The 14,895-nt window shown below is 66.2% G+C and carries 11 protein-coding genes; 5 read left to right on the top strand and 6 right to left on the bottom strand.

Annotation, left to right across the window (positions count from 1 at the left end; all coding sequences use genetic code 11):
• Position 1: 1 nt before the first annotated feature.
• Positions 2 to 1,666, bottom strand: coding sequence for a hypothetical protein (locus tag GGR46_RS13805; protein WP_183998510.1), 1,665 nt, complete (start codon positions 1,664 to 1,666; stop codon positions 2 to 4).
• Between the two features lie 266 nt (positions 1,667 to 1,932).
• On the opposite strand from GGR46_RS13805, the gene GGR46_RS13800 reads away from it, so the two are divergent.
• Positions 1,933 to 4,110, top strand: a complete 2,178-nt coding sequence (locus GGR46_RS13800) for a hypothetical protein (RefSeq protein WP_183998509.1) — start codon at positions 1,933 to 1,935, stop codon at positions 4,108 to 4,110.
• A gap of 13 nt (positions 4,111 to 4,123) precedes the next feature.
• Here the strand turns inward: GGR46_RS13800 and GGR46_RS13795 are convergent, their stop codons facing one another.
• From GGR46_RS13795 to GGR46_RS13775, 5 genes are all read right to left on the bottom strand, one after another.
• Positions 4,124 to 5,560, bottom strand: coding sequence for an NAD-dependent succinate-semialdehyde dehydrogenase (locus GGR46_RS13795; protein WP_183998508.1), 1,437 nt, complete (start codon positions 5,558 to 5,560; stop codon positions 4,124 to 4,126).
• 96 nt (positions 5,561 to 5,656) lie between these two features.
• Positions 5,657 to 6,028 carry a hypothetical protein gene (locus tag GGR46_RS13790; protein ID WP_183998507.1) on the bottom strand — a complete coding sequence of 124 codons (372 nt, stop codon included), beginning with the start codon at positions 6,026 to 6,028 and terminating at the stop codon, positions 5,657 to 5,659.
• Positions 6,029 to 6,041: 13 nt separating this feature from the next.
• Positions 6,042 to 7,448, bottom strand: coding sequence for an MBOAT family O-acyltransferase (locus tag GGR46_RS13785; RefSeq protein ID WP_183998506.1), 1,407 nt, complete (start codon positions 7,446 to 7,448; stop codon positions 6,042 to 6,044).
• Positions 7,449 to 7,450: 2 nt separating this feature from the next.
• A complete protein-coding gene (locus tag GGR46_RS13780; RefSeq protein WP_183998505.1) occupies positions 7,451 to 8,662 on the bottom strand; it encodes a GDSL-type esterase/lipase family protein in 1,212 nt (403 codons plus the stop codon).
• Positions 8,659 to 9,417, bottom strand: a complete 759-nt coding sequence (locus tag GGR46_RS13775; protein WP_484592905.1) for an SGNH/GDSL hydrolase family protein — start codon at positions 9,415 to 9,417, stop codon at positions 8,659 to 8,661. Before GGR46_RS13775 ends, GGR46_RS13780 begins: the two co-directional genes overlap by 4 nt.
• A 719-nt stretch (positions 9,418 to 10,136) precedes the next feature.
• Between GGR46_RS13775 and GGR46_RS13770 the strand changes: the two genes are divergently transcribed.
• Genes GGR46_RS13770 through GGR46_RS13755 form a run of 4 tightly spaced genes read left to right on the top strand, consistent with a single transcriptional unit; the run spans position 10,137 to position 14,845 of the window.
• Positions 10,137 to 10,619: a MarR family winged helix-turn-helix transcriptional regulator gene (locus GGR46_RS13770; RefSeq protein WP_183998503.1), complete on the top strand. Its 483-nt coding sequence runs from the start codon at positions 10,137 to 10,139 to the stop codon at positions 10,617 to 10,619.
• A complete protein-coding gene (locus tag GGR46_RS13765; protein ID WP_183998502.1) occupies positions 10,616 to 12,043 on the top strand; it encodes an efflux transporter outer membrane subunit in 1,428 nt (475 codons plus the stop codon). Before GGR46_RS13770 ends, GGR46_RS13765 begins: the two co-directional genes overlap by 4 nt.
• A gap of 1 nt (position 12,044) precedes the next feature.
• Positions 12,045 to 13,307, top strand: a complete 1,263-nt coding sequence (locus tag GGR46_RS13760) for an HlyD/EmrA/EmrK family protein (RefSeq protein WP_183998501.1) — start codon at positions 12,045 to 12,047, stop codon at positions 13,305 to 13,307.
• Positions 13,304 to 14,845, top strand: coding sequence for a DHA2 family efflux MFS transporter permease subunit (locus GGR46_RS13755; protein ID WP_183998500.1), 1,542 nt, complete (start codon positions 13,304 to 13,306; stop codon positions 14,843 to 14,845). The genes GGR46_RS13760 and GGR46_RS13755 overlap by 4 nt, the downstream gene beginning before the upstream one ends.
• Positions 14,846 to 14,895: the final 50 nt, after the last annotated feature.

Raw genomic sequence — 14,895 nt, 5'->3', positions numbered from 1 at the left:
CTCAGTCCGCCTCGCGGATATCTGCCTCCAGGTCCTTCTTCTCCTTGAGCAGCCGCAATATGGCGATCTCTGCCGTCAGGGCGGCGGCCTGCTCGTCCGGTGTGGCTGTGAGACCGCGCAACTTGGCGCGATTGTCCGCAAGCTCCACTTCCTGCTTCAGGGCCGCCAGTTCCCGGGCCCGCGCCGCCTCGGCCGGATCCTGGGGCTTGTTGAGCGCCACGAGCTTGGCCTGCGTATCGGCCAGTTCGAGCTGTTGCTTGAGATCGGCCAGAGCCTTCTCTTCCGGCGTTTTCTCCTTCGCCGCATCCGCCTCGTTCTGCTTGCGGATGCCCGTCGCAATATCGAGCGCGCTCGCCGTCGCCTGATTGACGGCCTCGACCATTTTGGCGCCACCGGCCTCGAGCGATTTGTAGGAAACCTTGGTGGGAAGGCCGATCGGCGCGAAATCCACCGACAGGGTGTTCTTCTCGCCCCAGCGGCTGCGCAGCGGCAGGATATGGAACATGCCAACCTGCGGCAACTGCTCCGCCTTGTCGGAGATCGTCGAATATTTGCCGTCGGCGCCCTTTGCCTGGATCACCAGTTTTCCAAGGGCGGGCTCGCGATAGACGACCCCTTCGCACGGCGTGATCTGGCTGGCCTTGTCCTTCTCCCCGCACATGACGGCAAGCTGGTCATCCGTGATCACCGTGCTCGTGAACTCGCCGGCGTTCGCTTCGAACTTCACCGTGATCGCGAGCTGCTTCACATCCTCAGCCAGCTCTGCGTCTTCCCGGGTAACCAGCTTCTGCAGGAATGCCTTTGCCTTCGTGGCATCTGCAGTCAGCGGCTCGGTGGCAGAGGGGTCACGGCCCGGCTGGTAGGTGAATGTTTCGGTGTAGGTCAAAAGGCTGCGAAGGGGAGCGGCACGCCCCTCGGCACGTTCACGCTTCCTGACGAGCGCGGCCATGTCCTTCGCCAGCTGCTCATATTGCCGCCGATCCGCTTTGCCGAGCTTGCCAAAGACGACGCGCGCCTTGAGCACCGTGAACCGATTTTCTAGGCGCTTGGCTTCGTCGGCGATCTCTTCCATTTCACCATCGATAGCCTTGAGATCGGCGATCGCATCGAACGTCTCCTTGAGGCACGAGGCGTCTTCGTTCGGCGGCCTGACACCATTGGCGCCACCGGCAGGGATGCCGCCCGACAGCATCAGAACGGTTTTGGCCACATTCGCAACCGCCTGGATTCCGCTCTTAAGCGCCTCCGGCTCCCGCCCTTCGATCGTCGCATTGATCGATCGCAGCAATCTTGTCGGGACCTTGTTTTCATCCTGATAATATTCTGCCGTCATCTCCCCGATCTTGAAACGGTTGGTCATGCGATGATAATCGATGACGAAGGTTTCGGGGCCTTCCACGATCGATGAGGTGTAGTCAGGCTTCACCTTGAAGACGAGGCCCGGCTTCCCTTTCGCAACTCCCAGCTTCTCCATCTCGGCACCGCTCAGGCACTTCTCGAGGCGCCAGCTGATGCTCAGTTCATATTTCTTCACCGGCAGCCGGTAGGACGGAAATCTACTGGGCTGCGGGTCGCTCGCTTGCGCCAGGCGACTATTGAAATTTGTGGTACATCCCGCCAGCGCGCACGCTAAAAGGATTGCCGAGATTTTCCCCCAGTTCGCCATATCAGTCTTCCCCCAAGACCTGTGCCGATCACGGGTGGATATCAAATCGACACTCATCTGTACGATAAATTAAGCATCCAATTTGGAGCGGGTGCTTTGCGTGGCGAAGGAAGTGCGTGCACAATCCTGCCGATATCGGATCCTGCCCTCGTCTTTCAAAGTTGAGTCGCAAATAAGCTTTTGCTGGAACTCGAATATTTGACGATCGGGGGCTGACAGCGTGAAGATCGGCGACATTCCGATTGCCCGACCGGGGGAGGAAGGGAATGATTGAGACGGCGGATGGGGCTGCGCCCGACTCGATCAATTCCAGTCGAAGGCGCGGACCCGCAATACTGGCTGGGCTCGGATCACGGCTTGGTCGCCTCGACATTATCGTCGCGGCCGCGACCGTCTCCACCGCCCGGTTCTTCACGACGCGCTTTCCGCTCGTATTCATCGCGGCGATCTATTTGCTGATCATCATCGCGGCACCCGCGCAGATCACCGATATCGTCGCGAACTTCTCCACGGAGGCGACACGCTTCCAATGGACCGGCTTCATGCTGCCGCCGGTCCTGGCAACCGCCGCCGGCCTCGCCCTTCTGGCGTCGCGCCATGCCTTGCGCTGGATCGACCTCCTGATCGCGTGCATGCCGGCGATCGCCCTGTGCGCCATGGCCGTGCTCTGGGCGCCCGGACTTCTGGTCGCGACCTTGCCTGGTCTTCTGGCAGCCATTGCGGCGGCTGGCTATGCGCGCCGCTTCGGCGTCCGCCACCCACGCACTGCACTCCAGGCCGCAATCGCCGTCACGATCGTCCTGTTCGCGGCAACGCTGATAGCCACCGCAATCTCGCCAATCGATTTCCCTGTCATGATCGGTCCACTGACGGTCTTGACCCTCGGTCTTTCGCTCATCGGGCTTCTGCTCGGCATCGCTGCGCTTCGACCGGCCCTGGCCGGGGCATATCTCGCCCTGTGCTGCCTCGCCGCCACGCTCGCTCCCGGAAGTCGGCCCATCCCGCTGATCGAACCCGAGCGCGCGCCATCCAGAGGATCGCCAACCGTCCATGCGGCTTTCGAGGCGTGGCTCAAATCCCGACCGGACCTGGACGCCTATCGGAAGGCGGGCAAACCCTATCCCGTCGTGATTGCCTCCGCGGAGGGCGGCGGCATCTACGCGGCGGCGCATGGCTATCTGGCGCTGAGTGCCATGCAGGCCATCTGCCCAAGCTTTCCCAATCATCTGTTCGCGACCGTGGGCGTATCGGGCGGCTCGATCGGTACCTTGCTCTACGCCGCGAACAGCGCGCCCCGCGCCGGGACACGAGCGCTTGTTCCATGTCGGCAGCCGGATCCGCGAGCCGCGGGCATCGACACGCGGCCGCTCACGACCGACCTCATCTCACCGCCCCTCGCGAACCTGTTCTTTGCGCAGGTCGCCGATTTCCTCGTGCCTTTCATCGACATTTTTCCGGATAGCGGAGAGGTCCTTGCCAAAGCGATCGCAGGGATGGTGCCGAACAATGCGCATATGACCGAACCGTTGCGTGCGAGCTGGCGACCAGATGGATCGCGCCCGGTCACCTTGTTCGTGACCACGGATATCGGCGAAGGCAATCGTGTGGTGCTCTCCCCACTCGACGGTGCTGGAGCGATCGGCGCGGCAAGCTTCCCTTCCATCACCTCCCCGCGCGACATCGCCACCAGTGATGCGGCCTTCATCAGCGCCCGCTTTCCGTGGCTGACCGCGACAGCGAGGCTGCAGGTCTCGGACAACTCGTACCGCATCCTCGCGGATGGCGGTTACTACGAGAATTCGGGCGCCGACACGGCAATGGATCTCGTGGCGCAGATCCGCAAGCTGGGTGAGCAACACGCCGCCTGCGCCGCGGGATCGAACGTCCTTGGCGACCTGGGCGATTGCAAATGCCCGGTGCGCATACAGCGCACCTTCACCCAGGCAGCCGACTGGTCCGGGTGCGGCGTTCCGGTGTTCCTTGCCTATATGCCGATCGTCGAAGCGAACGATAAACTGCCCGGTTATACCTATGAGGACACGCCGAACCCGCCCCAGTCCTGGCTTGCCGATCCGTTGAACACCATGCTGCAGGCCAGGAACGCGCGCGGGACGCTCGCCATCGATCGTGCCCGTGCAGCCTTTGCGCCGCCGCAAGATCGGGAGATGGCGCAGGGAACGGACGTGGACAATGGCTTTTTCCCGCACGCACTCCCCATCAAGGATCTGCGCCTGCCCTTGGGCTGGAAGCTCTCCCGCGCCAGCGTTGCCGACGTATTGTCGATCTCGGCAAAGACGGAAGCGTGCGGCCAGCCCTATGACACCGAAAGCAACGTTGCCGCCTGGACGGAGAACAACGGCTGCCAGATGGCATTGCTCGCCTCCCTCTTCAATCCCGGCGGAGCGCAGGGCGCTATCGGCAGGCGGGAATGGGGCCGCGATTGAGCACGGCCTGCGCTCAGCTCATATGAACTGCCTTGGTGATCATGTGGCCTTCCACGCCCTCGGGGCCGTCTTCCGATCCGAAGCCGCTTTCCTTGATCCCGCCGAACGGCGCGTCCGGCCAGGAGGTACGCACATTGTTGATCACGACCATGCCGGATTCGACCGAGTCCGCGAGCAGGTTCTGCCGGCGCCCATTCTCGGTGAAGCAATAAGCGGCGAGGCCATATGGCAGGCGGTTGGCGTGGACGATCGCATCCTCGACGCTGCCGAAACGGGCGAGCAAAGCGAGCGGGCCGAAGGGCTCGTCGTTCATCGCCGCGGCCTCGATCGGCACGTCGCCGAGCACGGTGGGCTGGAAGAAGAAGCCGTCGCCCTCGCCGCGCCCGCCACCGGCAAGCAGCTTAGCGCCGACACTACGGGCATTCTCCACCAGCGCCTCGATCGTGCCGGGACGGCGCGGATTGGCGGTCGGGCCCATATTGATGCCGGCCTCTCGCCCGTCGCCCATCCTGATCCGCCCGGTGCGCTCGGCGAAGCCGGCGGCGAAACGGTCGTAGATGCCTTCCTGCACATAGAAACGGGTCGGCGAGACGCAGACCTGGCCGGCATTGCGGAACTTGTGCGCGACCAGCGTGTCGAGCGTCTTCTCCAGATCGCAATCGTCGAACACCAGCACCGGCGAATGGCCGCCCAGCTCCATCGTCATGCGCATCACCGTATCGGCGGCGAGCTTCATCAGATGCTTGCCGATAGGCACCGACCCGGTGAAGCTGAGCTTGCGAGTGACCGGCGAGGCTAGCAGCGTGCGCGAGACGGCATCCGGCACGCCGAACACAATCTGGCACACTTCGCCGGGCAGGCCGGCATCCTGGAAGCACTTCATAACCGCGATCGCGCTGGCGGGCGTCTCCTCGCTCGGCTTCAGGATCACCGAGCAGCCGGCGGCCAGCGCCGGCGAGATCTTGCGGACCGGATTGATCACCGGGAAGTTCCAGGCGCAGAAGGCCGCCACGGGGCCAACCGGCTGCTTGAGCACCAGCGAACGCAGGCCGGGCGCACGGGGCAGCACCTTGCCATAGTTGCGCAGCGCTTCGCCGGCATGGAATTCGAGCAGGGCGGCGGAATAGAGTGCCTCGCCGCGCGCCTCGGCCAGCGGCTTGCCCTGTTCGAGCGTGGCGATCTGGGCCAGTTCCTCGGCACGCTCGCGGAGCAGCGCGGCGGTGCGCAGCAGCACGGCGGCGCGCTGCTCCGGCGGCGTCGCGCGCCAGGTCGCGAAGCCGCGCTCGGCAGTCTCGAGCGCATCGGCCAGATCCTGGCTGGTCGCCAGCGGCAGCGCGCCGATCGTCTCGCCGGTCGCGGGGTTGAGCACCGGCTGGGTCTCGCGCCCCGCCGATCCACGCCACTCGCCACCGATATAGAGGTTCAGATCGGGGAGCACTCCAGCGGTCATCTCAAAGCCTTTCGCCAACACCCGGGGATCGAGTCCGGTATGCCCCCATCCGCTTTACGGGCGGCCTTGTCGAGAGCCCCAGGTCCGTCGACCTCCCTATCGCTGGGTGGCCGGGCCCTGCTCTGGCGCGGGCGCGTCGAGCGCCGCCTGCTCGACCACCGCGCCGCCGCCCGACCAGCGGGCCTGCTCCATATGCTTCCACGCCTTGTGCATGCGCGCATGCGGCGCGCCGAGGCCGAGCTTGGCGGTAGCTTCGTCCCAGCCGTCCGCGGCATGGACCAGCACGATCACGCCGGGCTGGGGGTCGAAGCTCGAGGCCCAGCCGCTGATCGCCCCGGCATTGGTGAGCCCGAGCGCGGCAGCGGCGGTCGCGATCACGCCGATGGTCCAGCGCAGGGCACCGCGCGTGTCGGCCTCCTCGGCCAGGTCGGTGGGGAATTCATAGCTGTCGCGGATGCGCGCTTCCATTCGGACAATCCTCTCAGAACCGGAAATAGATGAAGGGCGCGACGCCTTCGTAGCGCATTGCATCGACCACCAGCATCGTCGCGGCCAGGCCGAGCGCGAAGGCCGGCGCAGGCAGGCTGCGCAGCCGCTCGGCCGCGCGCTGCATCGCGTTCCAGGGCAGCGCATGGATCGCCAGGCCGAACAGGATCAGCCCGACCACCAGCGGCGTCACCGTCATCGTGTCGACCTGCGGCGCGAAGATGCCGCCGAGATAGGCAACGGCGTCGCCGAAGCTCGATGCGCGGAAGAAGATCCAGCCGAGCACCACGACATGGAAAGTGAGCGCCACCTTCGCCCAGTGCGGCAACACCCAGGCCTTGGTCAGGCTCGCACGCGACCACCAGCGCTCGACGCAGAGCGCCGCGCCGTGCAGCCCGCCCCAGATCACGAAGGTCCAGGCCGCGCCGTGCCACAACCCGCCGAGCAACATCGTGAGCATCAGGTTGCGATAGACCCGCGCCTTGCCGCCGCGATTGCCGCCCAGCGCATCGATATAGAGATAATCGCGCAGCCAGCGGGACAGGCTGATGTGCCAGCGCCGCCAGAATTCCTGGAGCGAGGCCGAGCGATAGGGCCGGTCGAAATTGCGCGGGAAACGATAGCCGAGCAAGGCCGCGATACCGATCGCCATGTCCGAATAGGCGGAGAAGTCGCAATAGATTTGCACGGCATAGCCATAGGCGGCGAGGATCAGGTCGATCCGGCCGTGCATCATCGGCGCCTCGAACACCGGATCGACGAACGCAGTGGCGAGTTCGGAGGCGATCACCGCCTTCTTGAACAGGCCCCAGACGATCAGCAGCAGCCCCATCGTCACCATGCCGCGGTTGAGCTGCGGCTTTTGCTGGAACTGCGGCACCAGGTCGGACGCACGGACGATCGGGCCGGCGACCAGGTGGGGAAAGAAGGACATCAGAAGCAGGATGTCGAGCAGCCGCGCCGCGGGCACCCTGCCCTTGTAGACGTCGACCGCGTAGCTGATCCCCTGGAAGGTGAAGAAGGAGATGCCGACGGGCAGGATCACCTGCATCAGCGCCGGATCCTGCCTGACGCCGAGCAGCTCGAGCAGGCTGCCGGCCTGTTCGGCGAAGAAGTCGAAATATTTGAAGAAGCCGAGCATCACCAGGTTGGCGACCACCCCGCCGAGCATCAGCGCCTTGCGCCGCTTCCGATCGTCATCGCGCGCGATCAGCGCCGCGACACCCCAGTTCATCACCGCCGAGACGATCAGCAGCGGCACGAAGCGCCAGTCCCAGGCGCCGTAGAAGATCCAGCTGGCGACCAGCAGGACCAGCTTGCGCCAGTCGTTCGAAGTGGTGCTCCAGGTCAGGGCGAAGACAAGCAGGAAGAACAGGCCGAAGCTCAGCGTGGGGAACAACATGGTCAGCGCGCCTCCAGCGCCTGGTCGAGATCGGCCTGCAGAAGCGACGCGAGCGCCCGGCCGCCGGTGGTGGTGAGGTGGACATAGTCGCCGCGCAGCCAGCCATTGGCGACCCAGCGGGTGGCGCTGCAGGGCCCGCCCATCCGCGCCGCCCAGTCCCACCAGGCGAAGCCCATCTCCTGCGCGACCTCGCTCTGGATCGCGCGGACCCGGCCGAGCGCGGGCGGCTCGAACAGGGGTGGCCGGGATGGATCGGCAGCAGGGCAACCGACCAGCACGCCCTCGGCATTGTTCTTGAGGGCAGGATTGCGGCTGAGCGCATGGGGCGGACCGAGCAGCAGGATCGGCACACCGGGCGCAAGCCCGCGCAGCCGGTCGATCTGCTCGATCAAACTTGCCCTGTAGCCATCGGCGTCGAAATGCGGGGCGAAGCCTTCGTTGGTGCCGAACGCCAGCACGATGAGATCGGGCGCATAGGCCCGCAGTTCGTTGGTCAGCACATCGCGGTCGGTGCGGCCGAAATGCTGGAGCTGCGATCCGACGATACCGAGATTGGAGAGCGCGACGCCGCCTTCATAGCGGAAGCTCGCCCAGCTCGTGATTGTCACCGGGCCCGCATCGGCGATCACCTCGACCGCGGTTTGCGGCGCGTCCCAGCGCAGCGTCGTGCAGCGCGGCCTGACGGTGTCGGCGACCAGGCCAACCGTCTCGGCGCCGGCTCCGGTGCGCACCGTGACGCCGGCAGCCGCGGGGCCGGCCATCGCGCAGAGCACGAACCGGTCGAAAGCCATGAACGGCTCCGCCACCAGCCCCATGCGCGCCCCGGGCATGGTCGAGCTGAGCGTGAAACCCGACAGGCCAAGCGGCGGACGGGGCGCTGCCGATCCCGGACCGAAGCTCGCCGCGACCTGCCAGCCCGGCGACATCGATACCGTCACGCCGCGCGTGAGATAGCCGGCATAGGGTCGGCCCGGCGCCAGCACGCCACGACCGCCGCCGCCCGTCGCGGCCTGGAGCAGATCGCGCCAGGCACCGGTCAGCGCGTCCCCGGCGGTGTGGCTATCGCCGATCTGGAGGATATGGACCGGCGGCACGCCGGGCGTGGGCGCCCGCGCCGCGGCCAGCTTTGCCGCCAGCGGCTTGAGTGTATCGAAATTGCAGGCGGGTCCCGGGCAAGGGGAGGCGCCGAGCAGGAGCGTGGCGAGCGCGATCACTTGCCGGCATCCTTGGGCGCTGGCTCCGCGATCGTCCTTGTGGCGTCGACATAGTCACGGATCCGCCCCGCCAGGCTGCGAGTGATCCAGATATAGCCGGTCATCGACATGTGGATGCCGTCCCCGGCGCGGACGAGCGTACGCTCGCCGGTCTTCGGGTCGGGAAGATAGGCCGCATAGGCACCCCTGGCGTCCGACACGACCGGGCGGCTGTCGAGGAAAGGGACCTCCAGCCTGGCCATCTCGGCGGCATAGAAGGCGTTGATCGCGCTCACCTGCGCCTCGAACGCGGGATCGCGCATCGGCGGCAGCCCCACCCAATAGACCAGGGCATCGTGCTTGCGGAGCAGCGTGACGTAACGCTCGATCCGCTTGCCGATCTGCGCCTTCCACCGATCGCCCATCAGCGGCGCATGCTTGCCTTCGTCGGTGATGATCCCCTGCACGTCGTTGGCACCGAAGGAAATCACCGCGACATCGATCTTCTCGTCGCCGAGCTGCTCGGCGGCATGCGCCTCGAGATTGAGCGTGCGGTAGCGGGTGAAACCGCTCGCCGGCTGGCTGTACTTGATCACCTCATAGCCATCGGCCGGCTTCAGCTGGCGCTGCAGCCCGGACCAGATGCCGTCGCCATAGCTGTCACCGAAGACCGCGACACGAACGGGTCGATGCGCGCGCAACGTCGAGATCAGCTGGCGTTGCGCGGGCGCCGCGCATTGTTGCGCACCGCTCACTTCGGGCGCGCGCAAAGTCACATCCTTATGTATAGTTGGCGAACAACTTCCGCCAATTATTGTAGATCCGGCGGAACCAGAGCTCCCCAGAAAGCTGAATCCAATCACGACTCCAACGGATACACCGAGGAGCAGGACCGCAGAGCGATCCATTACTAGTTTTACGATTTGCATGGCGAGCCAGTCTATTAGAGCCCGGCGCATCAATAGGGCGATTCACAAGTATAGTCCAGATGGAATCTTTCTTGACATCAAATATTTCTCAGTATTTTCAAGTATATAATTGTAGATATGCCGTTAATAAGCCGCGCAACCCCGAGGCTATTTCGGTAAAATTTCAAACCCCATGAAATTATAAGTGAATTCAAACAAAATAACCTCGCAGGCTATTTGTGAATTTTACTTTCCACGAGATTTATCGCGATATTCTCTGACCGTCACGAGAGGTTTTGCGCGAAATCAACCCGGAGCCATGGACGGATATTTTCATCTGCGAGTGATTATCACTTCCACGCAGGTTAAGCCGAGGCGAACCGTGTCCAATGCGAGACGAGTCGAGTAATTCAACTTGCCGCACTCTGAAGGCACGCGCGGCAGCGGACCAAACTCCGCACCGGCGTGATCACTGGCCAACACGTGGTTCACGCGCCCCGCGGAGACCCTCGGTTTTTCTCGGACATCCCCTTGAAACACCCCAACCCCGATATATCTGCCTGTGCAGATACTGCTTGGCGAGATTTATGGCTGTTTTCACCATCGAGGATTGTGCGGCGAGCCGTTCGCCGGGGCGGCTGCTTCGGCGGCTCGACAAGATCATGTCGGGGCAGATCGAGGCCAAGTTCGACGGGTTCGATCTGAACTTCCAGCAATGGATTGCGCTCAAGGTCGTACGCGACGGCGTGGTGGGTAATGCTGGAGAGTTGGCGAGTGAGCTCGGTATCACCACCGGCGCCACAACCCGGATGATCGACCTGCTCGAGAGCCGAGGCCTGCTCGCGCGCGATCGCACTGCCGAGGATCGGCGCGTCGTGCGCCTGGCGATTACCCCGGCCGGCCGCGAAACGGTCGCCAAGCTGCAGGGCGACGTCGTGTCGACCTGGAACGAGGTGGTCGCCGACTTCACCCAGGCCGAAGCGGAGCTTCTGGTCCAGCTGCTGGCGAAGCTGCTCGTCGCCGCCGAGCGCGTCGCCGGCACCCCTGTCACCGAGGACGAAGAAGCATGATCCGCACTGCAGGCCTCGCAGCACTTACGGCACTCCTGCTCGCAGGCTGTGCGACCGTGCCCCATGATCCACCTCAGGTGGCGCAGCTGCAGCCGGCCACGCTCGGTCTCGACACGGCAACCCCGGCAATCGACGCCAATTGGTGGACCGCGTTCGGCGACCCGCAGCTCGACCGGCTGATCGCGATGGGACTCTCGGACAGTCCGACGCTCGAAAGCGCGCTCGCCCGCGTCCGCGCGGCCGAGGCCATGGTGGACGTGCGCCATGCCGCCCAGCTGCCCCAGGTCACCGTCGATGGCCAGTCGACCTATCAGCGCTTCCCCGAGAAATATATCTACCCGCCGCCCTATGCCGGCGCGGCCTGGCCGATCACTCAGGTGCAGGCCAATCTCAGCTGGAACCTCGACCTGTTCGGGCGCGAGAAGGCAATGGTCGCCGGGGCGCGGGCGAGCGCCCAGGCGGCCCGGCTCGACGTCGCCGCAGCGCGTCTCACCCTTTCGACCTCGATCGCCCAGACCTATGTCGGGCTGGCCCGCGCCGAGCGGCTGATCCAGGTCGCCAATGGCTTCGTGACCACCCGCCAACAGGCGCTCCGCTACGTCCAGTCGCGGATCAAGCACCAGCTCGCCAGCCAGTTCGAGCTCCGCCAGGCCGAGACACTGCTGGCCGAGGCCGAACAGGCGCAGACCCGTGCCCAGGGCCAGCGTGACCTGCTGGTCCATGCCCTGGCCGCACTGGCCGGGCGCGGCGCGGATTTCTATCCGCAGATCGCTGCGCCGACGCTGGCGCTCGATGCCCCGCCGACGGTGCCGGACCTGCTGCCCGCCGATCTGCTCGGCCGCCGCCCCGACCTGCTCGCCGGCCAGTCCCGCATCGATGCGGCCGCGGCCGGGCGCCAGGTCGCGCGCACCGACTTCCTGCCGAACGTCAGCATCCAGGCGCTCGCCGGCTTCGCCGCGCTCGGCCTCGGCAATTTCTTCGATCCGGGCGCCCGCACCTATGGTGCGGGCCCGGCGATCCACCTGCCGATCTTCGAGGGCGGCAAGCTCAAGGCGCAATATCGCGGCGCCACCGCCGATCTCGACGCGGCCGTGGCCGGCTATAACGAGGCCGTGCTCGGCGCGATCCGCGACGCCTCGGACGCGCTGACCCTGGTTCGCACCGCCGACAAGGACCTGGGCGACCAGCGCCGCATCGTCGCCGGCCTGCGCGAGACAGCGCGGCTCGACCAGGTGCGCGTCTCGACCGGTCTCGGCTCGCGGCTCGATACGATCGATTCCGGCTTCCGCCTGCTCGAGGCCGAGCAGGCGCTGGCCGGCCTCCAGTCCGACGCCCTCACCCGCCGCATCCAGCTCATCGCCGCCCTTGGCGGTGGTTTCGATCCCAACCAGCCGCTCGTCGCGGCGCCAGTGGAAGCCCATTGAGATGACCGACACGACTGAAGGCGCGCTGAAGGCGCGCGGCGAGAAGCTGCCCCCGGTCGAGCCCAAGGCCGAGCCGGAAACGACGCGCGCGGCACCGCCCCCTGCCCCTCCGGCAGCAGCGGCTGCTCCGGCGACCAAGTCGCGCGCCCGCAAGATCGGCTTCCTGATCCTCGGCGCAGTCGTGCTGATCGGCGCGATCATCTACGCCGTGCTGGTCTTCACGGCGCCGCCCAGCGAAGAGACCGACGACGCCTATGTCGGCGGCAACATCGTCGCGGTCACCGCGCGCGACGGCGGCACGGTGCTCGCACTGCACGCCGACAATACCCAGCAGGTGACCCAGGGCGCCCCGCTGATCGATCTCGACCCGGCGACCACCGACGTCCAGCTCGCCGCTGCCGAAGCGGCGCTCGGCCGGGCGGTCCGCGCCGTGCGCTCCAACAATGCCCAGGTCGACGAGGCAGGCGCGGAGATCGCCCAGGCCCAGGCGGAGCTGAGCCGCGCGCAGAACGACTATAGCCGCCGCCGCGGCGCAGCCGCGGACGGCGCGGTCTCGGGCGAGGAAGTCAGCCACGCAGGCGACGCCGTCACCACCGCGCGTGCTTCGCTCAACCTCGCCCGCGCCAAGCAGGCCCAGGCGGCGAGCACGGTCGCCGGCACCTCGGTCTACAACAATCCCCAGGTGCTCGCGGCCATCGCCGACGTACGCCAGGCCGCGATCAATTCCAGCCATATGCGGATCGTCGCGCCCGTCTCGGGCGTGATCGCCCAGCGTACCGTCCAGCTCGGCCAGAAGGTCGCCGCCGGCACGCCGCTGATGGCCGTGGTGCCGCTCGACAGCCTGTGGATCGACGCCAATTTCCGCGAGACCCAGCTCCAGCACCTGCGGGTGGGCCAGCCGGTGACGATCCATGCGGACGTCTATGGCAATGACGTGACCTATCACGGCAAGGTGCTCGGCCTCGGCGCCGGCAGCGGCAGCGCCTTCTCGCTGCTGCCGCCGCAGAACGCCTCGGGCAACTGGATCAAGATCGTCCAGCGCGTGCCGGTGCGCATCGCGCTCGATCCCGCCGAACTGAAGAAGAACCCGCTGCGCGTCGGCCTCTCGGTCGATGTGAAGGTGGCGACGAGCGATCGCTCGGGCCCGATGGTCGCCGGCAGCTCGCCGCCCGCAGGCGCGGTCCAGCGGAGCCTCGACGGCGGCCCGCAGATCGAGGCCCGCATCCGCCAGATCATCGCCGAGAATCTGGGACGCGGCCGGTGAGCAACGCCGCGGGCGCCCAGCCGGCGCCACTGAAGGGCGGCGCGCTGGCGGTCACGTCGGTGGCGCTGGCGCTCGGCACCTTCATGCAGGTGCTCGACGGCACGATCGCCAACGTCTCCCTGCCGACGATCGCCGGCAATCTGGGCGTGTCGACCGACAACGGCACCTGGGTGATCACCTCCTTCGCGGTGGCGAACGGGGTGACCGTGCCGCTCACCGGCTGGTTCATGCAGCGCGCGGGCGTGGTGCGGACCTTCACCATCTCGGTGATCCTGTTCACCATCGCCTCGCTGCTGTGCGGCCTCGCCTGGAACCTGGAGTCGCTGATCGCCTTCCGCATCCTGCAAGGTGCGGTCTCCGGGCCGATGATCCCCGGCAGCCAGGCGCTGCTGATCGCGATCTTCCCGCCGCACAAGCGCGGCACCGCGCTCAGCATCTGGGCGATGACCACGCTGGTCGCGCCGGTGCTCGGCCCCGTGCTCGGCGGCTATATCTCCGACAATTACCACTGGGGCTGGATCTTCCTGATCAACGTGCCCGTCGGCATCGCCGCCGCCGCGATCAGCTGGCGCCAGCTCGCCAGCCGCGAGACGCCCACCCGCAAGCTGCCGATCGACACGGTCGGCCTGATCCTGCTCGCCTTCTGGGTGTTCAGCCTGCAGACGATGCTCGACCTGGGCAAGGATCGCGACTGGTTCCACAACTCGCTGATCGTCGTGCTGGCGATCTGCGCGGTGATCGGCTTCGTCGCCTGGGTGATCTGGGAACTGACCGACCGCGCGCCGGCGGTGGACCTCAGCCTGTTCAAGCGCCGCAACTTCGCCTTCGGCACGCTCGCGCTGTGCCTCGGCTATGCGCTGTTCTTCGCCAACAACCTGCTGCTGCCGCTCTGGCTGCAGGAGCAGATGGGCTATACCGCGACCTGGGCGGGCTTCGTGGCGGCGCCGAGCGGCATCGTCGCGGTGCTGATGACGCCGATCGTCGCGCGGCTGAAGCTCGACATGCGCTGGCTCGCCACGGTCGCCTTCCTGGCCTTTGCCGGCTCCTATTTCATGCGCGCCAACTACACGCCCGATGCGAGCTTCGTCACGCTGATGCTGCCGCTGCTGCTGCAGGGCGTCGCGATGAGCATGTTCTTCGTGCCGCTGGTCAGCATCTCGCTCGACCGGCTGCCGCCGGAGCGGGTGCCCTCGGCCAGCGGCATCTCGAACTTCGCGCGCATCACCGCGGGCAGCTTCGCCGCCTCGATCATCACCACCTTCTGGGATCGCCGCGCCGCGCTACACCAGACCCGGCTGACCGAGGTGGGGAACGACTATTCCCCGGTCTATCGCCAGGCGACCGAGCAACTCCAGGCACATGGGATGAGCCCGCTCCAGGCGGCCGGATCGATCATGCGCCAGATCGCCAACCAGTCCTATCTGCTCTCGTCGCTCGAGCTGTTCTGGATCTGCGGCTGGATGGCGCTGGCGACGATCGCGGTGATCTGGATCGCCCGCAAGCCCGCCCCGAGCCAGCACGCCGTGGCCGCCGACTGAGGAACGCCATCAAGATGGGCGGCCGGCACAGTCGCCGGCCGCCCATTTTC

This window comes from Sphingomonas kyeonggiensis (assembly GCF_014196745.1).
GTDB classification, from domain to species: Bacteria; Pseudomonadota; Alphaproteobacteria; order Sphingomonadales; family Sphingomonadaceae; genus Sphingomonas; species Sphingomonas kyeonggiensis.
Note: the sequence above shows the minus strand (reverse complement) of the source record. Positions and strands in the feature narration are given on the sequence as shown.